The organism is Amphibacillus cookii (genome assembly GCF_016908375.1).
GTDB lineage: Bacteria > Bacillota > Bacilli > Bacillales > Amphibacillaceae > Amphibacillus_C > Amphibacillus_C cookii.
The window spans coordinates 271,325-294,027 of sequence record NZ_JAFBDS010000003.1 but is presented as its reverse complement, the minus strand read 5'-3'; the positions used below and the strand labels follow the sequence as shown (position 1 = coordinate 294,027).

The 22,703-nt window shown below is 38.4% G+C and carries 14 protein-coding genes and 1 pseudogene; 13 read left to right on the top strand and 2 right to left on the bottom strand.

All coding sequences use genetic code 11. The features are described 5' to 3' along the window. Window positions 1–112 precede the first annotated feature (112 nt). The 4 genes from JOE23_RS06540 to JOE23_RS06525 all read left to right on the top strand — a co-directional run bounded on the left by JOE23_RS06540 (window position 113) and on the right by JOE23_RS06525 (window position 7,471). On the top strand, window positions 113–2,995 hold the full coding sequence (locus JOE23_RS06540) for a glycoside hydrolase family 3 N-terminal domain-containing protein (RefSeq protein WP_204436765.1): 2,883 nt from the start codon (window positions 113–115) through the stop codon (window positions 2,993–2,995). A 347-nt stretch (window positions 2,996–3,342) separates the two neighbouring features. After that, entirely contained in the window at window positions 3,343–5,805 is a 2,463-nt protein-coding gene (locus JOE23_RS06535) for a beta-glucosidase family protein (protein ID WP_204436763.1), read from the top strand. After that, window positions 5,802–6,437 carry a hypothetical protein gene (locus tag JOE23_RS06530; RefSeq protein ID WP_204436761.1) on the top strand — a complete coding sequence of 212 codons (636 nt, stop codon included), beginning with the start codon at window positions 5,802–5,804 and terminating at the stop codon, window positions 6,435–6,437. The genes JOE23_RS06535 and JOE23_RS06530 overlap by 4 nt, the downstream gene beginning before the upstream one ends. A gap of 17 nt (window positions 6,438–6,454) precedes the next feature. Then, window positions 6,455–7,471: a glycosyltransferase family 2 protein gene (locus tag JOE23_RS06525; protein ID WP_204436759.1), complete on the top strand. Its 1,017-nt coding sequence runs from the start codon at window positions 6,455–6,457 to the stop codon at window positions 7,469–7,471. A 184-nt stretch (window positions 7,472–7,655) separates the two neighbouring features. On the opposite strand, the gene JOE23_RS06520 is transcribed toward JOE23_RS06525, so the two are convergent. After that, window positions 7,656–9,047, bottom strand: a complete 1,392-nt coding sequence (locus tag JOE23_RS06520) for an MATE family efflux transporter (RefSeq protein WP_204436757.1) — start codon at window positions 9,045–9,047, stop codon at window positions 7,656–7,658. A 503-nt stretch (window positions 9,048–9,550) separates the two neighbouring features. Here JOE23_RS06520 and licT point away from each other — a divergent pair. The 4 genes from licT (at window position 9,551) to JOE23_RS06500 (ending at window position 15,111) form a co-directional block, all read left to right on the top strand. Further along, window positions 9,551–10,402 carry a BglG family transcription antiterminator LicT gene (gene licT, locus JOE23_RS06515; RefSeq protein WP_204436755.1) on the top strand — a complete coding sequence of 284 codons (852 nt, stop codon included), beginning with the start codon at window positions 9,551–9,553 and terminating at the stop codon, window positions 10,400–10,402. Window positions 10,403–10,651: 249 nt separating this feature from the next. Then, a complete protein-coding gene (locus JOE23_RS06510; protein WP_204436745.1) occupies window positions 10,652–12,577 on the top strand; it encodes a beta-glucoside-specific PTS transporter subunit IIABC in 1,926 nt (641 codons plus the stop codon). Window positions 12,578–12,663: 86 nt separating this feature from the next. After that, on the top strand, window positions 12,664–14,097 hold the full coding sequence (locus JOE23_RS06505) for a glycoside hydrolase family 1 protein (RefSeq protein ID WP_204436742.1): 1,434 nt from the start codon (window positions 12,664–12,666) through the stop codon (window positions 14,095–14,097). Window positions 14,098–14,505: 408 nt separating this feature from the next. Next, entirely contained in the window at window positions 14,506–15,111 is a 606-nt protein-coding gene (locus JOE23_RS06500) for a superoxide dismutase family protein (RefSeq protein WP_204436740.1), read from the top strand. 542 nt (window positions 15,112–15,653) lie between these two features. Here JOE23_RS06500 and JOE23_RS06495 read toward each other — a convergent pair. Further along, a pseudogene (locus JOE23_RS06495) lies at window positions 15,654–16,787 on the bottom strand (aldehyde dehydrogenase family protein); the annotation flags it as partial. A 599-nt stretch (window positions 16,788–17,386) separates the two neighbouring features. Here JOE23_RS06495 and skfA point away from each other — a divergent pair. From skfA to skfF, 5 genes are all read left to right on the top strand, one after another. Continuing rightward, a complete protein-coding gene (gene skfA / locus JOE23_RS18250) occupies window positions 17,387–17,578 on the top strand; it encodes a sporulation killing factor (RefSeq protein ID WP_420827532.1) in 192 nt (63 codons plus the stop codon). A 175-nt stretch (window positions 17,579–17,753) separates the two neighbouring features. Then, on the top strand, window positions 17,754–18,950 hold the full coding sequence (gene skfB / locus JOE23_RS06485; RefSeq protein WP_239585295.1) for a sporulation killing factor system radical SAM maturase: 1,197 nt from the start codon (window positions 17,754–17,756) through the stop codon (window positions 18,948–18,950). Window positions 18,951–18,977: 27 nt separating this feature from the next. Continuing rightward, on the top strand, window positions 18,978–20,462 hold the full coding sequence (locus JOE23_RS06480; protein ID WP_420827535.1) for a CPBP family intramembrane glutamic endopeptidase: 1,485 nt from the start codon (window positions 18,978–18,980) through the stop codon (window positions 20,460–20,462). 65 nt (window positions 20,463–20,527) lie between these two features. Further along, window positions 20,528–21,250, top strand: a complete 723-nt coding sequence (locus tag JOE23_RS06475) for an ABC transporter ATP-binding protein (RefSeq protein ID WP_204436735.1) — start codon at window positions 20,528–20,530, stop codon at window positions 21,248–21,250. After that, window positions 21,243–22,700: a sporulation killing factor system integral membrane protein gene (gene skfF / locus JOE23_RS06470; protein ID WP_204436733.1), complete on the top strand. Its 1,458-nt coding sequence runs from the start codon at window positions 21,243–21,245 to the stop codon at window positions 22,698–22,700. Before JOE23_RS06475 ends, skfF begins: the two co-directional genes overlap by 8 nt. Window positions 22,701–22,703 lie beyond the last annotated feature (3 nt).

Below are 22,703 nucleotides of genomic sequence, written 5' to 3'. Positions count from 1 at the left end.
GATAAAGGTAAGTTGAATGCTTTCTTTAAATTTCCCCTGAAGTTTTTACTCACTTTAAAAAGGGAGTAAAGGCATTAAGCAATCACTAAAATGATTATTAGGAGGTAGAAAAATGTCAGGTAAAAGCAAGAAAAAATTTCGTATTATAATGAGTTCTTTACTATCACTTTTATTAATCCTAGGAGTTGCAGCGAACATCGCGTTATATTATTATTCTGATGTTATTACAGCATATTTCTCTGAGATCGATTTAGAGAGTCCAGAAGCGGTTGAGGCACGTAATAATTCAACAGAAGTTGTTGAATTAATTGCCGATGAAGGTATCATCCTTTTACAAAATAATGAAGATTTTTTACCGGTTGATGCGACAAATGATAACGATGTAAAGGTGAATGTTTTTGGGTGGAGCTTTACTAATCCTATATATGGTGGGACTGGATCAGGAGAATCTGATGCATCTTCTGCTGTTACCCCAAGGGCCGGCTTTGAAGCTGCTGGTTTAGTCATAAATGAGCAATTATACAATGATTATGTAGATACGGGTATAGAAAGACCGCTTGTAATGATGGATGGGCAAGACTGGTCGATTCCAGAACCAAAGCCTGAAGAATTCTATACAACAGAAAGAATGGAACAAGCAAAGGAATTCTCAGATACCGCTGTTATTTTCATCGCTCGCTCCGGTGGTGAGGGGGCCGATTTACCAAGAAGCATGGATGGTCCAGATACATTTGATCCTACAGAAGGATTTAGTGGAGCAGGACAAAAGTTTGGACACGAAGACGATCTGGATGCAAACAAGCATTACCTCGAATTAACAAATAGAGAACAAGGGATGATTGATGCTGTTACAGAAAACTTTGACAAAGTTGTTTTAGTTGTCAACGTTTCAAATACATTTGAACTAGGTTGGGTTCAAGACTATAGCCAAATTAAGAGTGTCATCAATGTTGCTGGTCCGGGACAAAATGGATTTGCATCTCTAGGAAAAATCATTGCTGGTGATGTTAATCCTTCTGGAAGAACCGTAAACGTATTCGCCACAGATCTTTTGGATGCACCTGCCATGAGAAGTTATGGAGACCTTGACTATGTCCTTGATAACGGTGATGAGACATACTCCCAAGCCGTTGATGCTGAGGGTGTACCGTTAAAGTATATAGATTATGTAGAAGGTATCTATTTAGGCTATCGATATTATGAAACAGCGGCAATTGAAGGTGCACTCGACTATGATGAAAAAGTAATATATCCATTCGGCTATGGATTGAGTTACACAAGCTTTGAACAAGAAGTTGTTCCGGACAGTTTGAGTTGGGGAGAAGAAACGATCTCGTTTGATGTAAACGTAACCAATACAGGATCAGTAGCGGGTAAAGAAGTCGTGCAAATATACTTCTCCGCACCATACACCGGAAATATTGAACGGTCAGCGGTAGACTTAGCCGCTTTTGACAAAACAGATATCATTGAACCGGGTAATTCCGAAACCGTTACCATTACTTTTGAAATAGAAGATATGGCTGCTTTTGATTATGATAAAGTTTACAGTGAATCCGGTGCATATGTGCTCGAAGCAGGACAATATGAACTTTATTTAATGCATAATTCTCACGAAAAAATTGCTGATATCGGCTCGGAAAACCTTTCGCTAGTCGTTTTTGAAGATGGACGCTCTACAGATGAACAAATTCCAGTCAATCAATTTGATGATCTGGTTACTGGTGAAGGAAGCCTTACAACGTATTTATCAAGAGCTAATGGATTCGAAAATTTAGAAGAAATTGATACAACTGAAACGTATACAGTAACTACTGATGAAGGTACTAAGGAAGTAGAAGGTAAATTAATTGGCGCTGAATTTGTTAACACAATTAATAGTATGAGATATGATGTACCTGCTGAGACGTATGATGAAGCACCAGTAACTGGTGCTAATAATAACAAAGATCTTAACGATTACATTGGTGTTGATTATAATGATGCATCTTGGGAAGAGCTACTCGACCAACTTACAGTCGAAGATCTCGTGGATTTAACGACACTGGGTGGTTACAGGACTGTAGAAATTAATTCTGTAGGGAAACCAGCCACCCTTGATTATGACGGCCCTGCTGCCATTAATAATATGAATATGGCTGCTGAAGGACAATCTGGTATTGCATTTCCAACTGAAGTGATGATTGCTTCGACATGGAATCTAGAACTTGCAGAAGCAATGGGTTCGCATGTTGCTGCTGAAGCAGTTGCATATGGTGTAACTGGCTGGTATGCCCCTGGTGTTAACATTCATCGCACAGCGTTTTCTGGTAGAAACTTTGAATATTATTCTGAAGATGCTTTCTTATCAGGAAAAATGGGTGCCGCTGTTACAAATGGATTTCAAAGCCATGGCGGCTATGTATATATCAAACACTATGCATTAAACGACCAAGAAACAAATCGGACACTTGGTGTTTTGACATGGGCTAATGAGCAAACCATTCGTGAAAACTATTTAAAACCATTTGAAATTGCCGTTAAAGAAGGTGAAGCAGCTGGTGTCATGTCATCCTTTAATAGCATCGGACATACATGGGCTGGTGCAAGTTCAGGTCTTTTAAATGAAGTGCTCCGTAATGAATGGGGCTTCACTGGTATGGTCATCACTGACTTCTACATGATCAATTCCTATCCATATATGATCTATGACTTAGGGATTCGTAATGGCAATGACCTTTATTTAACGGGTGCAGCGCCTCATGGGGCACCTGAAGTAAATACAGAAAGTAATGATACGTTATGGGCAATGCGAGATGCCTCTAAGAACATCTTATATACGGTAGCTAATAGTAATGGTATGGAGAACATTATGAGTAGTGTCATGCCAACCTGGATAAAGGTTACGATTGTTGTTGATATTCTTCTCGTGTTAGGTATAGTTGCTGGGTTTTACTTTATCTTTCGTAAGAGAAATAAGGCTGGCAATGTTGAAGTGAATGCGTCAACGATTTAAAGGTGTTATCTAGGTAAAATATTGCAACAACTCGAATTTGAAGTTTATCACAGATAATCGTCTGTCAACTACCCACCTCAAAATAGGTTAATCGATTGAGTTGGGTGATAACGGACGCTAATATCTCAACTAACCATCAGTGGACGGGTAAGATCGTAGGCTAAAATCACCACATCTTTAAGAAGGATTACAGACTAAGACCGCCACGTCCTGTGGCCACGTCTGCATAACCTACATCCTGTAGCCCTCCGCCCACTGATTGAAGGTTCGAATGTGTAGCAAAAGTAAAAACGAGTTTGGTGGCACTTAATCATCGTGCCACCAATTTCTAAAAAAGAGGGATGTCTATGAAATACAGAGATATAATTAGCGAGATGACGCGAGAAGAAAAAGCCTCTTTGATGTCCGGGAAAGATTTTTGGCAAACGATGGACATAGAAAGATTGGGGATTCCAAGTATTTTTCTAGCCGATGGTCCACATGGTATTCGAAAGCAGGCAGAAGCGGCGGATCACTTAGGCCTTAATGAAAGTATCCCGGCAACTTGTTTTCCAACAGCTGCAACGGTAGCGAATAGTTGGAATGAGAAGCTTGCCATGCAGATGGGTGTTCACCTAGGAAAAGAGGCTGTTGATCAAAAAGTTAATGTGCTATTAGGGCCAGGAATTAACATGAAGAGAAGTCCATTAGCGGGGCGTAATTTTGAATATTTTAGTGAGGATCCGTATTTGGCTGGAAAACTAGCGGCTGGAATGATTAAAGGGATCCAATCACAAGGCATATCGGCTTGTGTCAAACATTTTGCAGTCAACAACCAAGAAGAACGGCGGATGTCGATTGATACCATTGTCGATGAAAGAACCCTTAGGGAAATTTATTTAACGGCATTTGAAATTGCTGTTAAAGAGGGTGAAACAAAGGCTGTTATGTCAGCTTATAATATGTTGAACGGTGAATATACGAACGAAAATCTTCATTTAATGAAAGAGATTTTGCGTGACGAGTGGCATTACGATGGGGTTGTTGTTACAGACTGGGGTGGAAGTAACGATCGGGTTGCTGGTTTAATTGCAGGGAATGAGTTAGAAATGCCTACAGCTGCTGGTGAAACCAATCAAGAAATCGTCACAGCTATTGAGCGTGGGAAAATAAAAGAAGACGTATTAGATCAATGTGTTGATCGGTTACTAGACTTAATTTTCACAACAGAGGAAGCATTTAACCAAGAACCCAAAATGGTTGATAAAACAGCACATCATCAGATGGCACAACTTGTCGCAGAAGAGTCGATTATTCTTTTGAAAAACGAAGCAAATATTCTCCCGCTTCAGCAGGATAAAAAAGTCGCTATCATAGGTGATTTTGCCAAAGAAACAAGATACCAAGGGGCAGGTTCGTCAATTGTTAATCCAACGTTTTTAGATCATCCGTTAGATTTGTTAGAAGAACCTGAACTAAATAGTATTGGTTATGAGCAAGGATTTGATCGCTATGGAAAGCGAAGTGCAAGAAAAATAAATAAAGCCTGTGCATTAGCAAAACAAGCTGATGTTGTGCTATTGTATATCGGTTTGGATGAAGTGACAGAGGCAGAAGGCTTAGATCGCCAAAGTATGGAAATTCCTGCGAATCAGATCGAATTATTGGATGCTTTGTATGAGGTGAATTCAAACATTGTTGTTGTTCTTTCCTGTGGTGCAGCAGTAGAAATGCCATGGATTACTAAGGTAAAAGGATTAGTCCATGCCTATTTAAGTGGTCAGGCAGGGGCAAAAGCTGTTCAAAGAATCATTACAGGGGCAGTCAATCCTTCAGGGAAGCTAGCGGAAACTTATCCCCTTCAATATGAAGATACGCCAGCCTATCATCAATTCCCTGGTAAAGAAGTCAGTGTGGAGTACAGGGAAGGTCCATATATTGGTTATCGTTATTATGATAGAGCTGATGATGTTGATGTTCTTTTCCCGTTCGGTTATGGTTTAAGTTATACAACGTTTGCGTATTCAGATATGCAACTGTCTAAAGACGGCGTTACCCTTAACATTACGAATACAGGTAAAGTGGCCGGTAAAGAAGTGGTTCAATTATATGTGGGCTGTCAGTCGAGAGCGATCTTTAGGCCGGAAAAAGAATTAAAAGGCTTTACAAAAGTCGCCTTAAATGCTGGTGAAACAAAAAAAGTAACTATACGATTTGATGATAAGACGTTTCGATATTTTAATGTGAAAACCAACCAATGGGAGATCGAATCAGCTGATTATAAAATTATGATTGGTGCAGCAAGTGATGATATTCGGTTAGAAGATACTATTTTTGTGGAAGGAACCGAAGCGCCACTTCCTTATAATAAAGATACGCTGCCTACCTATTATTCTGGTAAAGCAAATCAAGTTAGTGTTGAAGAGTTTGAGGCACTACTTGGCCATAAGGTGCCAAATCCTAAATGGGATAGGACCAAGCCACTTGACTATAACGATACCATTGCGCAATGTCAATATGCGAAGGGGCGGTTTGCTCGATTTGTATTTAGACTGATTAAATTTTCTCATAAATTATTATGGAAGTTAGGAAAAAGAGATACAGCAAACTTGATTATGATGTCTGTCTATCATATGCCATTTCGTGGTTATGCACGAATGACAGGTGGTGTAATCAATATGCCGATGGTTGACGGTGTTCTGATGATTGTAAATGGACATTTCTTTAAAGGTGTGCGACATGTGTTAAGAGAAAGAAAAAAGTTGGTAAAATTAAATAAGGATAAGGGTGAATTTAGCACTTCAAAAACTGGGGAAGGAGAGGTATTATGAAAAGAGATAGTATGGAGAAAATTCATTCCTCTTCAGGGATAGCTAATTTTTGGAATAATATGAAAGAGAAATACCCGAATAGTGCACAGTTTTTTGTGTTTTTTATGCTGAGTAATGGAGTCACCGTACTTCAATTGGTATTGATGCCTGTTTTTAGAAATATTTTTGCTCAAACGGCATTAGTGAGCACAAATTTTCAAATTTGGCAGATGGGTACAAATATTGATGGAAATCCATATTATATCTTTGACTTTCCTGCCGGTCCTATTTCTGAAGGTGGTGGCGGAGGTCTCGCCTTTTTTCTAGCGGTACAAATTAGTATTGCGGTTGCACAGATCATTAACTTCTTCGCACAGAGAAGTATAACGTTTAAATCAAACAGTAGTATCTGGAAGGCAGCATTTTGGTATTTTTTCGCTTACATCATTATTACCATCGTTGCGGCAATTGCCTTAGGATTCTATCAAACACCTGTCTACAACTTTTTTATGGACACGTTGGATTGGGGTAGCTTTGGAGAAACGGTAGCAGATGTGATAACGATGATTATTAATAGTGCAATTTCATTTTGGGTGTTTTTCCCTATTTTTAAAATTATCTTTAAACAAGTGCCTGAAGAGCCTAAAAAATAGATAAAGGTTGTGTAAGCATGAAATTGTTATCGGTTGTTATTCCTTGCTATAATTCTCAAGATTATATGAGAGATTGCATTGAATCCCTTTTACCTGGCCGGGAGGATGTAGAACTTCTCATCGTCAATGATGGCTCGGTTGATCAAACGGGGACTATTGCTGATGATTATGCAAACAAATACCCTGATATGATAAATGTCATTCATCAGCGTAATGGCGGTCATGGGGAAGCAGTAAACACAGGGATTCGACATGCGATGGGCTTGTATTTTAAGGTCGTTGATAGTGATGACTGGGTAGATATTCGAGCTTATCTAAAGGTCTTAAAAACATTGCGGAGCTTTGAGGAAGAGGAGTTAACCGTAGATATGCTCATTAGTAATTTTGTCTATGAAAAAGAAGGTGCAAAGTATAAGAAGGTCATGAGATATGATGATGTTCTTCCTGAGGGAAAGATCTTTCGATGGAAAGACATCAAAGATTTTCGCCAAAGTCAATATTTGATGATGCATTCTATTATTTATCGGACACAATTATTAAGAGATTCTGGATTGAAGCTTCCTAAACATACATTCTATGTTGATAATCTCTATGTCTATCAACCATTGCCTTTTGTAAAGAAAATCTATTATTTGAATGTTGATTTTTATCGTTATTTCATTGGGCGAGAAGATCAATCTGTCAATGAAAACATGATGATAAAGCGGATTGATCAACAAATTAAGGTCAATAAACTTATGGTTGAACAAGTAGATTTAAGATTAATTGACGATGTTAAGCTTCAACGCTATATGCTTCATCAATTGGAGATTGTCACTGTTATTTCTGCTATCTTTCTCATTCGCTCAGGAACAAAAGAGAATCTGAACAAGAAAAAGCAATTAATGATATATATTCGAAACAAAGACCCAGAAATGTACCACAATATAAGGTTTGGATTTTTAGGTCATCTGATCAATCTACCAGGTTGGATTGGTCGGAGAATTTCAGTTGGTGCCTATAAAGTGTCTCGAAAAATGATAGGGTTTAATTAGAAACGCCAACCATTTAGCGAGAGCATCATTGATGTTCTCGCTATTTTATATGAATGAAACCAAGGTATTTTTGCATTAGAAAGCATCTGTAAAATCAAATTTTATACATGCGTCAGTCGATAGCACGGATGATTATCTGTGATAAAGTGCTGCATATGTCATCTATTGTGCGACAGGCAGACCTTTATTTGACTGCACGTAAAACCTTCTTCGATCCTAGTGACAGCCAAAGGGCGGTTTTGTTTGGTTGTTTCATTAGTAAACGTTGTGTATAAACATACGATAAGGTTAAAGGGATAACAGCACTGATCCAAGCAAGTGGATTAGCCATGATGGCTCCGTTAAAACCAAAATAATGTGAAAGCGTTAGCGCTCCAAAGATACGTGCCGATAGTTCCATTACACCAGCTAATGTTGGAGCAAAGCTATTTCCCAACCCTTGTATAGTATGTCTAAGTAAAAAGACGAGTGCCAAAAAACTATAAAAAGGAGCTTGAATTTTAAAAAACTGCTCAGTTAGCTCGAGAACAGCTTCATTATAATCATTAACAAAAAAACCGGATAAAAATCGACCGCTGAAAAATAAAAGAATACCTATTACAATGGCATAGCTGAGTGTGATTTTTAAGCCGGCACGCATGCCTTGTTTAATCCGCTCAAATTTTTGTGCACCAAAGTTTTGCGCAGCATAGGTCGACATGGTCACGCCAAAAGCGGGCAGTGGCATAGTAAGTAATTGATCAATTTTACTTGCTGCGGTATAAGCTGCAACTGATAAAGCGCCTAATTGATTAAGTGTGATTTGAACAGCAATTGAACCAACGGCAATAATCGAATACTGAAAGCCATAAGGCAACCCGATCCGTAAATGTTCACTGTACTCGCTCCAATCTAACGTCCAATCTTGTTTGCGGACACGTAAAATACGGACACGTTTTCTTATATATAACAAGCAGAGTAGTGAAGCAATCAGTTGAGAAATAATGGTTGCATAACCAGCACCTGCAACGTTCATGCCAAATCCTAAAATAAATAGATAGTCCAATATAATATTTAAAATAGATGTAACGATTAAAAAGATTAATGGTGTTTGGCTGTCACCAATCGCACGCAAGATATTGGAAAGGAAATTAAAGAAAACGGTTGCGCCAATTCCGGTGAAAATAATCACTAAATAATCATAGGCTTGATCAATAATTTCTGGTGGTGTTTGCATCCATTCCAATATATTACGTGTATTGAGCGTAGCAATAAGCGTAATAATGAGGCTTACAATACCCGTAATAATTATACTAACACCAAGACTTCTACGTAGTGCAGCTTCGTCTTTTTTTCCAAAGCGTTGAGCGGTAATTACAGCTAGTCCAGCGGTAAGGCCGATTGCCATACCTAAAATTAAAAAAGTGATACTACCCGTTGAACCGACGGCAGCTAGTGCGTCCATACCAAGCGTTTGACTAACAATAAAGGTATCAGCCATACTATAAAATTGTTGAAAAATATTTCCGATTAGCATCGGAAGCGTAAAAAAGACAATTAATTTGAACGGATTCCCCGTTGTCATATCTCTCCCCATAGTGTGTCCCTCATATCTTTCTCTTTTGTCTAAATGAATTTTTATCTTCGTTTTTGTGGAACGAGCAACCCTCGTGGTCATAGCTGGCTTGAACTCTTAAAATAAAGGCATGTTTTGAAAACACCTTACCTTAAAAATCATGATTCGTTCAGCATTAGCCGTGATCTCTTTCTTTAAGTGTCAAGTAATCTAAAGTGTTACCCTGTTACCGTTATCTTATATCCTTTGAATAGTATAGTCCTATCGACCAAAAATGCAAGTGGTTTAGGACAAATCATATAGAAAATTTAAATGTGATCTTCTATTATCCCCCTCTATGTTAAAGGGTGATCGTGTAATGGAATCTGTCATATCCTTGCTTGACAGTTACACAACACTGTGATAGAAATTTGTTAAGTTAACGTTTACAGAAAAGTATGACAATCTTGATGTGTTTAGGGCACCCATTAAGTGAAGTTTTGCCAACTGCTTTTGTTTGATAATAAAAAGATGGAGGTGATCGTGTGCAGATTAAGAAGGTTTTAAATAATAATGTGGTAATCACAGAAAATGACAACCATCAAGAAATGGTCGTGATGGGAAAAGGCCTAGCTTTTCAGAAAAAAGCGGGCGATCCGGTAGAAGCGACCAAAGTTGAAAAAACCTTTATATTACAAAATACAGGGACATCTGAAAAGCTTGATCAATTATTGAAATATACCTCTGAAAAATACCTGGACATATCGTCAGAAATTTTGACATATGCTCAATCAAAGTTGCCTTATAAATTAGATGAATATTTATACGTGGCATTGACTGATCACATTAGCTTTGCGATTGCGCGCTATCAACAAGGTATTGATTTGAAAAATAATTTATTGTATGAAGTAAGGAAGTATTATAAAAAAGAATTTGAAATAGGTATCCATGCTTTGGAAATTATTGAAAAGCATACAGACATCCGTTTAGGTGAGGATGAAGCAGGCTCAATAGCATTACACTTAGTCAATAGTCAAATATCTGGTGAAAATATGGAGATCGCTGTACAAGTCACAGATATGGTCAACAGTATTTTAAATATCGTGAAATATTATTATCAAGTAGAGTTGGATGAACGTTCGATTAACTACGAACGGTTTGTTACCCACCTCCGTTATTTCTCAATGCGATTCATCCGAAAAGAGAAATCAGAAGATACTGTCGATGAGTTTTTACATGAACAAGTCCAAAAAAAATACCAAGAAGCTTATGCGTGTACAGAAAGAATTAATATTTATTTGAAAAAGAATTTTAGTTGGTCATTATCGCAAGATGAAAAAGTATATTTAACTGTTCATATTCATCGCGTTACCTATCGGCAAAAAAAACAGTTGTGAAAAAAACATGAAAACGTTTTATTTTTTCATTGACAAGCCTTTGAGTTCGTGTTAACTTTAAGGTGTTAATTAATTAACAGCTATAATTTTATATTTTAAATTTAGGAATGTTACCTAATTGGGCATAACCTGAATCAATTGCGAACGACACTACTCATGTGTGTGTGTCTGTGCAAATTGATTCAGGTTTTTTATTTCTAAAAATGGTTACAGTAAGTAAATAAACGAACAAAAGAGAGGATGTTAATTATGAGTTATGAGCAGTTGGCAAAAGATATTATAGAAAATGTCGGCGGAAAAGAAAACGTTAACAGTGTGGTTCATTGTATTACCCGTCTTCGATTTAAACTAAAGGATGAAAGTAAAGCGAATACAGAAGTGTTAAAAAATATGGAAGGTGTCGTTACCGTTAGAATAAGTGGTGGTCAATATCAAGTCGTGATTGGTAACCATGTTCCTGATGTATACAAAGCAGTCGTGGACGAAGGTGGTTTTCAAGGCCAAGCTTCCGCAGATACAGATGAAGATGGCGAGAAAGGAAGTATTTTTGATCGTTTTATTGACATGATTTCTGGCATTTTCACACCTATTCTTAGTGTGTTAGCTGCTTCGGGTATGATTAAAGGTTTTAATGCGTTATTTATTGCAGTAGGTTGGCTGGAAGAAACAAGTGGAACATATCAAGTCTTGAACGCTACAGGTGATGCGCTGTTTTACTTCTTGCCAATATTACTAGGTTACACAGCGATGAAGAAGTTTGGTGGAACACCGTTCCTCGGCATGGTGATTGCGATGGCACTTGTCTATCCAAGTCTTGAGGGGATTCCTCAAGCGGGTGAACCGTTGTATACATTGTTTGCAGGAACGATGTTTGAATCACCAGTCTATATAGAATTTTTGGGAATTCCGGTTATTTTAATGACCTATTCCATGTCGGTTATTCCAATCATTGTTTCAGCATTGTTTGCAGCAAAAGTTGAAAATTTCTTTAAGAAAATTGTCCCAGATGTTGTTAAAATGTTTCTTGTTCCAATGTTTACGCTACTAATTATTGTCCCATTAACATTTATTGTTATTGGTCCAATTGCAACTTGGGCAAGTCAATTGTTAGGTGAAGTAACAGTATGGGCGTATAGTTTAAGCCCAGTTATTGCAGGGGTATTCCTTGGGGGTCTATGGCTCGTGTTTGTTATGTTTGGTTTACACTGGGGACTTGTTCCGATTGCGATTAATAACTTTGCGGTACATGGTGCAGATTCTGTATTAGCCCTCGTGTTTGCCCATTCCTTTGCATTAGCAGGTGCAATTTTAGCGGTTTGGATTAAATCAAATAATCGAAAAACCAAAACACTTAGTGCGCCAGCCTTTATATCAGCTATTTTTGGTGTTACAGAACCAGGTATGTACGGGATTGCACTACCACTTAAACGGCCGTTTATTTTCACACTTGTTTCATCAGCACTTGGTGGTGCGTTGCTAGGTTTGGTTGGAACGACTGGATATGTTATGGGTGGACTAGGTGTATTTCAAATCCCAAGTTTTATCCCACCAGAAGGAATTGATATGTCAGTTATCGGTGCGTTAATTGCAGCTGCTGGTGGATTTGTTTTAGCATTTTTCTTAACGTATTTCTTTGGCAACATTAATAAAATTGAGGGTACAGACCAACCATCTGGTGATGTTGAAAAAAAGCAAGTAGAGCCTAATAAAGGTCCGGTTCAGGATGAAGTGATTACCAGTCCTTTTGCTGGGCAAGTCAAAACATTAGAGTCTATTGAAGATACAGCTTTCGCTTCCGGTGCAATTGGTAAAGGTGTGGCGATTGAACCATTAGAAAATAAAGTGTTTTCACCGGTAACCGGTATCGTAACAACTTTATTCCCAACTCACCATGCGATTGGCATTATTTCAGATGAAGGTGCAGAAATACTGATCCATGTCGGTATGGATACCGTAAAATTAGAAGGTAAATATTTTACCGCACATGTTGCCCAAGGTGATCGCGTTGAACGTGGCCAGTTATTATTAGAATTTGATGGTGAGCGTATTAAAGAAGAAGGCTATTCATTAACAACACCAGTGATTGTCACAAACCATACGCAATACGACATTTCGTTATCAACAGAACAAAATGTCAAAGTTGAGGATTTATTAATGGAATTGAAGGCAAAATAGTAGAAAAAAAAGAAGGAAACGTGTTTCAATAATAGAAGACGTTTCCTTTCAACATGATTTAATTACTTAACAGGAGGAAGATAAATATGACTTACCAATTTCCAGACGGCTTCTTATGGGGTGGTGCAACTGCTGCTAATCAATTTGAAGGCGCTTATAATGAGGGTGGAAAAGGATTAAATCTGGCAGATGTTTTACCTGGTGGTAAAGAAAGGCTAGCATTACTTTCAAGTACTGGCTTTGATTTTGAGATTGATAAATCAAAATATAGTTACCCAAATCATGAAGGGATTGACTTTTATCATCGTTACAAAGAAGATATTGCTTTGTTTGCTGAGATGGGATTTAAAGTCTTCCGGCTAAGTATTGCTTGGAGTCGTATTTTTCCTAATGGTGATGAAACTGAACCAAATGAAGAGGGGCTTGCTTTTTATGATCGCGTCTTTGATGAGCTTCAGAAATACGGTATTGAACCATTAGTAACCATTGCTCACTACGAAACACCATTACACTTGACTAAGGAATATGGTGGTTGGAGAAATCGTCAATTGGTTGAATTTTTCGACCGTTATGTTGAGACGATATTTACCCGCTACAAAGATAAAGTGAAATATTGGTTAACATTTAATGAAATAAATGGGGCAACGCATATGCCTTTAATGGGTCTTGGCTTCTCTCCGGAAAACGAGAAAACACGCTTGCAAGACAGCTTCCAAGGGCTTCATCATCAATTTTTGGCTAGTGCAAGAGCGGTTAAAAAAGGACATGAAATCATTCCCGATTCACAGATTGGTTGTATGTTACTCTATGCACCCGTCTACAGTTTTGACTCAAATCCAGAAAACGTTATGCATGCACGGCGTGAAGCAGATTTATTTAATTTTTTCTGTGGAGATGTCCAAGTACGTGGTGAATATCCTTACTTTGCCAATCGCTATTTTAAAGAGCATGATATTAAGCTTGATATTAAAGAAGGCGATTTGGCTGAAATTAAAGAAGGAACCGTTGACTTCATTTCATTTAGTTACTACATGTCACGCACCGATAAGAAAGAAAAAACACCAGAAGAAATCGGACAAGGCAATTTAATCGGAGGCGTTAAAAATCCATTCCTAAAAGCAAGTGATTGGGGTTGGGAAATTGATCCAGTCGGCTTGAGAATTGCACTTAATGAATTGTATGGTCGTTATCAAGTGCCATTAATGATTGTTGAAAACGGTCTAGGCGCTTATGATAAAGTTGAAGCGGACGGATCAATTCAAGATGATTACCGGATTGATTATCTTCGTGAGCACATTAAACAAATGGGTGAGGCGATTGAAGATGGTGTCGATCTCATAGGTTATACAAGCTGGGGTTGCATTGATTTAGTCAGTGCATCATCAGGTCAATATTCTAAGCGCTATGGTTTCATTTATGTAGACAAACATGACGATGGTAGTGGAACATTGGAGCGTAAACGCAAAAAATCATTCTACTGGTACAAAGATCTAATTGATTCAAATGGTAAACAATTATAAGTGAAAGCTAAGGTCAGTGAGCATTTGCTCACTGACCTTGTTTGTTTTTCCTCTCAATTAGATATTGAGAGGAAAAAAGCACCCATTCCCGTTCTAAATAAATAGCGCTAGATAACTGTCAGTAAAACGATCATAAATAAAATAGAGAGCTGAGATACATCTATTTAGGACAGCTAAAACGGACGCTAATGCCCTGCTTCACTCAACTAACAACCAAAGGATTACAGACTAAGACCGCCACGTCCTCAAGAAGGGTTACAGACTAAGGGCGCCACGTCCTGTGGCAACGTCTGCATGACCTACATCCTATAGCCCTCCGCCCATTAATTGAAGTTTCGTTTTATTGTTTAAAACTAGATTTTTTTGTAAAAACTAACTAGCGATATTAATTTGCGGAGGGGTGCTAAAATGCATAAGTATGGGCGAGGTCTATTTATCATAATGATTGCGATCATTAGTTTATCTGCCTGCACACAAACTAATAATAATGAAAGTAAGTCAACAGATGATCAAGCGGATGTTGAATCACAGGAAACAGTTGAGACGAATGCGTCAGGTGTAGAAGAGGTATTGGTCACATTAATGAATGCGGATGGTAAAACAGTAGCAACAGCAACGCTAACGGAAAAAGCTGAAGGTGGTGTTGGTATTATTCTTGAAGGCGAAGATTTACCACCGGGTGAACTGGCTTTTCATATCCATGAATCAGGTCAATGTGTGCCGCCCGATTTTGAAACGGCTGGAGGTCATTATAACCCGACAGGAAGCAAGCATGGATTTAAACACCCTGAGGGGCCACATGCAGGCGATCTAAAGAATATTACGGTTAATGAAGATGGCACTGTTTATGCAGAAGTTGAAGCACCGATGGTGACACTTAAGCGCGATGGTGAAAACACACTTTTTACTAAAGAGGGGACTTCACTCATTATTCATGCTGGGCCAGATGATTATATTTCACAACCGTCTGGTGATGCAGGAGATCGTATCGCTTGTGGGGTGATTGGGGAGTAACAAGAAATAATTTTGTCCGTTTGAAAAGCAAATGGACTGAGTTAATAAGTTAATAAAAAGAGCAAATTTTGAAAGACGAACACGTTTTGATTTGCCCCCAAAAGTTAGACCTAAAATCTAACTCTTGGGATTCTTTATATGGTGAAAGATAGTTTTGAATTTAAATTAAGCATTGTTAAAGCGTATTTAAATGGTGAAGGAGGTGTAATGCATCTTAAAAGAAATTACAAAAGTGAGCTATTTAAGATCGCGCTAAATAAAAAAAGAATGCATAGATATGCGTTAACAAAAGGAACGGGAGGGAATGATACTAGTCTCTCGTTCCTTTTGTTTTATCATAATTTATTGTTGTTACTAAAAATCAACCTCTGACTAGGGAGAGAAGTGGTTATATAGAATTTTGAGCAACTTTACAACGCATTTGTTAACATATCTGATCGATAGTCCTCTAGATAAAAGGCTATAGACATATTTTTATAAAATGCTTTTATTCCCCATACTTCTCCCTAGACCTAGTAAAGTTTAGCGCGGTTTTTGATCAATTATTTTGCTGAACCTTTGGGCATCCCCAAGATCGTCTTCGTCTCTAGAAATTCCTCAATTCCATAATCGCCCCATTCTCGACCAATTCCTGATTGTTTAAAGCCACCGAATGGTGCGCCAAAGTCCATTTCACCATCATTTATGGTTATTCTCCCGGCCCGGATACTTTTCGCTACCTTTGTAAGTGTGTCTGGATCTTTACCGACAACATAACCAGCAAGTCCATAAATCGTGGTATTAGCAAGCTCAATCGCTTCGTCAAGGTTGTCATAGGTAAACACGGTCATGACCGGTCCAAATATTTCTTCTTGAGCGATTGTGTCATGGTGTTTTAAGTTGGTAAACATCGTGATTTTTGAGTAATGACCTGTCGTTAGTTGATCGGGTTTGCCAGTACCACCAACCATTAAGTCAGCGCCACTATCAATCCCTGTCTGAATGTAGTCTTGCACGGTTTTCCACTGCTTTTCAGATACTTGTGGTCCCATGAATGTGTTCGGGTCTTTTGGATCACCGACTGGATATTCAGGGAGAAGTTTTTTTACCATTTTTGCAAATTGATCATGCATCGATTGCGGAATAAAGATGCGTGTGCCAGCTGTACAAACTTGACCTGTATTAGCAGCAATATTTGCAATGGCTGTTCGGGCAGCGGTTTCTACGTCTGTATCATCGAGAACAATGATCGGTGATTTATCTCCCAATTCAAGGGCAACATTTTTAATATCCTGAGCAGCATTCTCCATGATTTTTGTGCCAACATTGCCTGAACCCGTGAACGAAACAAAATCAATATCTGGATGAGAACTGATTGCATCCCCAATGGTGGAACCTGTTCCGTTTACTAAGTTAAAGACGCCTTTTGGTACACCTGCCTTCTCTAGAACTTCTGTTAAAATGATCGAAGCAAAGGGTGTTTTTGTAGCGGGCTTTAATACCACCGTACTTCCAGCGGCAAACGCACTTGCGAGCTTCGTAGCGACTTGATTGGTTGGGAAGTTCCATGGTGTAATTAAGCCGGCTACGCCAACGGCTTCTTTTTGAATAAATGAGTCTGCCCGATCTTCTGTAAAGGCAAAGTCACGCAGTAGCTTGGCTGTTGCTTTGAAATGATTTAACCCCATTGCATAATATGATAAGTATATTCTGAGGAAGTTTTGCAAAAGGTTATCAAAGTGGACTTAGTGCTTCAAGTGGTGGAGGCGGCGGTTCACGATAAGGGCTTTGATTAACGCTTTAGCGTATTAATCAAGGCTTTAGCAATTAAAGGTGAGCGGTTGTTCCAAACCATAACTTAAAATGAAACATCCCTAGGCTGTTATTAAGAGCGGTACAGGGATGTTTGTTTATATAATTGAAGATACAGTCTAGAATGCAAGTGATCAACTAAATAGAGAGAAAGACAATCACTAAAATTCGCCTTTGTGTTCATAAATAAATGTGCTAGGTATTTATTTACTAGAAAAAACATTAATAAAACGCCTCATATAACTGTTGCACTGCCTGGGCCAATCGCTTTAAAATCCTTGACGCACACCGTTTTTTTCTCCTGTCTTTTCTTGACTAAGATGTTCAATAACAACTGATAAGAAGCTGTAATGTCTTATTAATCTCCAGCTTATATTGTAATTATTTCCACATACTAATTTCCACTAAATTGAAAAATATCAAGCATATCATTCTGTTAATTGTCATAAAATGACTAGTAAATAATATAGTTTAATAAGTGATAATGGGAGGTGAAAAAATGACAAAAGACATATCTAACAAAAACAGATGGGAATCAACATATGCTTCGACAGGGACACCTGTGGCTAGACCGCTTGTCAAAACGGTAGGGTGTACGGCTTGTTGGGCGACAAAGACCGTTTCTCTAACGAAAGCGTGTTGGCCACCACTAAGCCCTGCGAAAGCCACCATATAAAATGGTTTCCTTTATTAAGCATTAATGAAGGCTGATTTAAATGAATGATAGGTAGATTTAGAGGCAGATGATTGTTCATGGCTTTAGCAATCTATGCATAAGATGAAACGGGTATGGGAAGATTGATGCGCCAATCGTCTTCCCTACACGATTAAATGTCAAGGAGGCTTTTATTTTGCAAGCTATTGAAGAACCAGAATACTATATTCACTTACAACCACATAGTGCATTGTTGGTTGAACGAAAGAGTATGTATTATTTTCGTTTAAGTGGTGAAGCGGTAGAAATAGCTTTGTTATTAGCTAAAAATAAATCGGTAGCAAAGACGGCTCAAGTACTCAGTATTATGAAAAAAGAAACGATTAGTGAGCAAGATTTAACGGATCAATTGGCAGCTCACCCAATAACAGAAGCATGGATACATAAGGTTCCCTCTTTCGTGGTCACAGGATCGACTCGATCCTATTTGCCAATTAGTTGTACACTTCAGCTCACAAATGGTTGTAACTTATTTTGTTCTTTTTGTTATTCGTCATCAGGTAGGCGACTTAAAGGTGAGTTAAAGGCTGAGGATTGGATCGCCATTATGCATCGTTTAGCGGCCAATGGAATCAATGATATTACGCTAACAGGTGGTGAAGCTCGGTTAATTAAAGGGTTTAAAGAAATTGTTACAACAGCGAGTTCTTTATTTTCAACGGTAAACCTTTTTTCAAATGGTTTGAATTGGAAGGATGATGAAGTTAATCTCATTTCCAATTTAGCCAATCTTTCCGTGCAAATTAGTATCGATGGTTCACCAAAAATTCATGATCAGTTAAGAGGAAAAGAAGGGGCGTTTGTAGAATCTATAAATACGATAGAGAAACTGTCAAATCATGGTGTGCCGACTTTAGTTGCGATGACCGTTAATCCCAACAATTATCAAACCGTCGCTGAAGTGATTGAATACTGTGTTAATGCTGGTGCTAGTGGGTTTAGAGCTGGCATGACCTTGCCTTTAGGACGAGCAGAACAGTTGGACACGCTCAGTTTATCACAAGAACAATATCAGGACGTGCAAGCTCAATTTTTTGAGGCTAACAAAAAATATCAAGATCAAATCTATCTTCAGGTATGGGATGGCAAAAATAATGAGGGTTGTACGGAATATAGTACGCCAGGCTATCTGCAATGGTACATTAGGGCTGATGGTCTTGTTACACCGTGCCAAATTGAAACAGAAGCATTAGGGCATATACTAGAAGACAGTTTTGAGACATTAGGTCGGCCTGCTAATTTACAGGCTCTACAACAACGGGCTAGAACATGTCGATGTCTCGCAAAAGTTAACTTTCCAGATGAGGTAGATCTTCCTCATTCATTTGCTTAGAAAGGGTGTGATAAAACGGTGATTGAAATGCTTTTGTTTGTGTTAGGTTTAGCATCAATGTTTTTATATTGGCGGTTCAGACCAGCTAGCTATGAATCTTCGCTGTTGCCCGAGAAAAAGGCGGTACATATAGCAACTGATTATATCAACCAGCTGGTAGGGGTGGATGTTAGTAAATGGACATGGTATACAAGTTATTGGTATGACCACAAGTTAATTAACCGAATGCATAAGTTAAATCTATTAGATAAATGGCGACACCTATTATTTGATTGGGGTATCGTAGAAGCGTGGCGCATACGGTTTATTGATCAGGACAACTCAATCGTTATTAATATTAGTGCCAAGGGAGAAGTCACATTCTTAAGTACGACAATCAGAGATGCGGCTATTTATAATGAAGCACATAAAACAATGACATCATCGGCTGATGTCGTCAGTCGAATAAAACATAAGCACAGTTGTATTTGGAATCGAATAGAAGCGACTGGAGCAGGTGAACGGACAGAAGAATTAGCAAATATTAAGCACTACTGGTACATGATTAGTCAAGGTGATCTACGGATGAAAATCACGATCATTTTAGAAGATGGTCGGGTGACGGAAGTAGCTAATGATACAGAGATCAACACAAGTGACATGCAAGCGATTGTTAGAAAAGAGTATCGCGAAACGGCACTTAATTTAAGTGGTTTTATTGGCTCATTAATTGCGGTTACTGTAGCTATTTTTGTTTTAATTAACATCGAACAGGTGATTAATGTCTATACGAGTATTGCTTTAACAGGATTAATGATTTTCTCTATTTTATTAACAGCTGTAGATGATATTAAGTTAAGTCTAATTAACGCCTATGATTCGCGGTTAACCGTCAGGTCAATTTATACAGTTGGGGTCTTATCTGCTTTAGTTGGCATGATTGCTTATGGTTTTCTCATGTTTTTATTATCCTTTGTCGGTTTGAATCTTGCTTATTTAAATGGGAGTATCACCTTTCAAAATAGCATCACACAGTTGTTGGCTGGGATTGGGACAGGCTTTATCTGTTTATCGCTAACAAGTGTGCTGTTTCACTGTTTACAACAACATGGTTTTCTTCGCATAGCTCCTGAATTGTCTTCACGTTCTACGTTTTTATCGGGTTATAAATATAAACAATCAATTAGTATGTCGATACAAAGTGCCTTACTTGAAGAGGTCATCTATCGATTACTCGGCATTTCATTGCTTAGTTTATTCATCAATCAAACCGTTATAGCGATTGTGGTAACCTCGATTTTATGGGCTTTTCTACATCAAGGTCTAGGCTTTTCATCTTCTCTATATCGAGGCTTACAATTAGTGATCATTGGTATGATTCTCGGTGTAGTCTATGTTTACTTCGGATTTTTAGCTGTTTTTGTTGCCCACTTTATTTATAATTTCTTAATGACATCTTTGCCACTCATCGATTATCAAATGAGTAAACGAAAAGTGAAACGCCAGTCTTTAACACCTCTTAGTGAGTCATAATCTGTGTGACGCGCGTTTCGTTAGATTGAATCGATATAAATAGTAATGTAGAGGTGGTTGTATTTATGTTAGATGTAGGCGGCTTAACCAAAGCGTATCGGCAAGGGGAAGGGATTTTTGATATTCATTTTCAAGCTACTTCTGGAACGATTGTAGGCATTATTGGTGCTAATGGTGCTGGGAAAACAACCTTGCTAAGATGCATTGCCGGTTTATTGAAACCGGATGCCGGATCGATTGAGATTGCAGGTAACCAACCGGGTACAGAAGCAGGCAAGTGTTTAACAGCCTTTGTGCCGGATCAGCCCCACCTTTTCCCTTCACTAACGGTAGTTGAGCATATCCAGTTTAAGGCAAAAGCATTTGGTGTACCGAGTGATAAACTCGAGGAATCGGTCGGTCAGGCGTTAGAAGCCGTTGGGTTGTCAGCATATGCAGATCGAACGAGTGGAAGTTTGTCAAAAGGTCAGAAGCAAAAAGTCATGTTAGCATCAGCTTATCAACATCAGGCACAATTATTTGTGTTAGACGAACCAACTAACGGATTAGATATTCCTTCACGTCAATGGTTGGCAAAATGGCTTGTTGACCAGAAAGCAAAGGGGAAGACCATCCTGGTTTCTTCGCACAGTTTAGACTTTATTAAAGATGTTGCCGACAGTTGCTTGATGTTGCGTAAAGGTAAAAGCCAAGGTGTAGATCAAGTCCCGCAAGCTCAAGATGAAAAAATAGCGTGGGGCGATCAAGTCATTCAAAGATTAGGGGGTGCTGTCCAAGTTCATGAATAATATCATTGCATTACAATTAAAACGACAGCGCCGGAAATTCAAACAATGGTCGTTGAAGTCAGGTCACATCATATTATTGATGATGATTGGTTTTTTTTCCATTGCTTGGTTTCAATACAACCTGTTTGTGAAATGGGATACAGTTTATGCATTATGGCAAGGTTGGATTGTGCTTGGGCTATTACTCTGTCATGCTTTTTTTGGTGTGGTGTCAAATCGGCTACCTAGTCATCTGAATGAGATTACCTGGATATATTCGGTTCCCAAGTCAAGCTTTAAGATTATGGTTGCGTTGTTTCTATCAAAGGTTATTCCTAGGCTATCTGTGTGGTTAGCTTCAGCTATCCTTGTAGAGTTAATCATGTTAGTGAATGGATCTTGGCATAATGTGGTGATTAAAGGCCTGATATGTTATTCAATTTTTATCAGCTTTGATCTTCTCTCATTCTCGCTATCTACGATTAGAGGAAGTGCTGTGCCCAGTTTCGTTTGTGTTGGGTTATTAGGATTGGCCCTTATTGGATTTGTGATTGTGTCATACTTCTTGACGTTCGGTGACTATGCACTACGTTTTAATGATGCCTTCATTAAGTTAGGCGAACTGTTAAATGGTCGATTACACCTTATTTCTTTAATGGTTTTACTTACAGTGACTGCTGTGAGCTTAGTGGTCATTCACATGTTTAGTGAAAGAGCGAGCTTTAAAGAACGCCTTGTCTTCGAAGGTGATTTTTGGTCACAGTATCAAGATGTTAATGCCTTGCTTCATATGTCTAACAGAAAAACGATTAGTAATAGTTGGTGGGGCGGGAAGTCTTTAACAAAGACGTATGCCTTTGTTTGGTTTGAATGGTTACTGTTGCGAAAAAGTTATAAAAGTCTTGCTCTGCAAGCAGTTGTAACGGTTGTATTAGCGCTAGCGCTGATTAACATTTCGCCACGCTTCTATTATGTGATTTTCACTTTTGTGATTGTCTCGCACCTATTTGGAGGATTCCTTTCTGGAATGGTTCGGCATTATCACTCAGAGGATCTGTTGACAACGCCTGGTTCACTGTTATTAAAAGTGTTATCTATTGAAGCTGTTGCAATCCTCCCTAATCTTTCCTTGCTGATTGGGCTTCATGTTTTAGCTGCATACACTGATGCACTTCCAACCGTTTCAGCTATTATTTGCTTTCATATCCTGTTTATCATGACAATAGGATTACGCATACTTGTTTTTTTACATTTAATGATTCAAGGTAAGATGTCAGCAAAATTATATTATAAGCAAATGATCGGATGGAGCTTGCTTGCTAGTTTACTGTTCAGTATCATTTATCTGTTTTCGTTAACAGAACGCTTCCAAATGTTGACCATTATTAGTGTCAGTTTAGGTATGTTCTTACTAATTATCACAGCGATTTTTAATAGTAATCATCGCTTAAGTAAAATAATAAAGGAGTAGTGA

Excerpts from the sequence above, each read along its gene's own strand:
- JOE23_RS06540 (WP_204436765.1), top strand. The coding sequence starts at position 113 with ATGTCAGGTAAAAGCAAGAAAAAATTTCGTATTATAATGAGTTCTTTA.
- JOE23_RS06535 (WP_204436763.1), top strand. The coding sequence starts at position 3,343 with ATGAAATACAGAGATATAATTAGCGAGATGACGCGAGAAGAAAAAGCC.
- JOE23_RS06530 (WP_204436761.1), top strand. The coding sequence starts at position 5,802 with ATGAAAAGAGATAGTATGGAGAAAATTCATTCCTCTTCAGGGATAGCT.
- JOE23_RS06525 (WP_204436759.1), top strand. The coding sequence starts at position 6,455 with ATGAAATTGTTATCGGTTGTTATTCCTTGCTATAATTCTCAAGATTAT.
- JOE23_RS06520 (WP_204436757.1), bottom strand. The coding sequence starts at position 9,047 with ATGGGGAGAGATATGACAACGGGGAATCCGTTCAAATTAATTGTCTTT.
- JOE23_RS06510 (WP_204436745.1), top strand. The coding sequence starts at position 10,652 with ATGAGTTATGAGCAGTTGGCAAAAGATATTATAGAAAATGTCGGCGGA.
- JOE23_RS06505 (WP_204436742.1), top strand. The coding sequence starts at position 12,664 with ATGACTTACCAATTTCCAGACGGCTTCTTATGGGGTGGTGCAACTGCT.
- JOE23_RS06500 (WP_204436740.1), top strand. The coding sequence starts at position 14,506 with ATGCATAAGTATGGGCGAGGTCTATTTATCATAATGATTGCGATCATT.
- skfA (WP_420827532.1), top strand. The coding sequence starts at position 17,387 with ATGGGAGGTGAAAAAATGACAAAAGACATATCTAACAAAAACAGATGG.
- JOE23_RS06480 (WP_420827535.1), top strand. The coding sequence starts at position 18,978 with ATGCTTTTGTTTGTGTTAGGTTTAGCATCAATGTTTTTATATTGGCGG.
- JOE23_RS06475 (WP_204436735.1), top strand. The coding sequence starts at position 20,528 with ATGTTAGATGTAGGCGGCTTAACCAAAGCGTATCGGCAAGGGGAAGGG.
- skfF (WP_204436733.1), top strand. The coding sequence starts at position 21,243 with ATGAATAATATCATTGCATTACAATTAAAACGACAGCGCCGGAAATTC.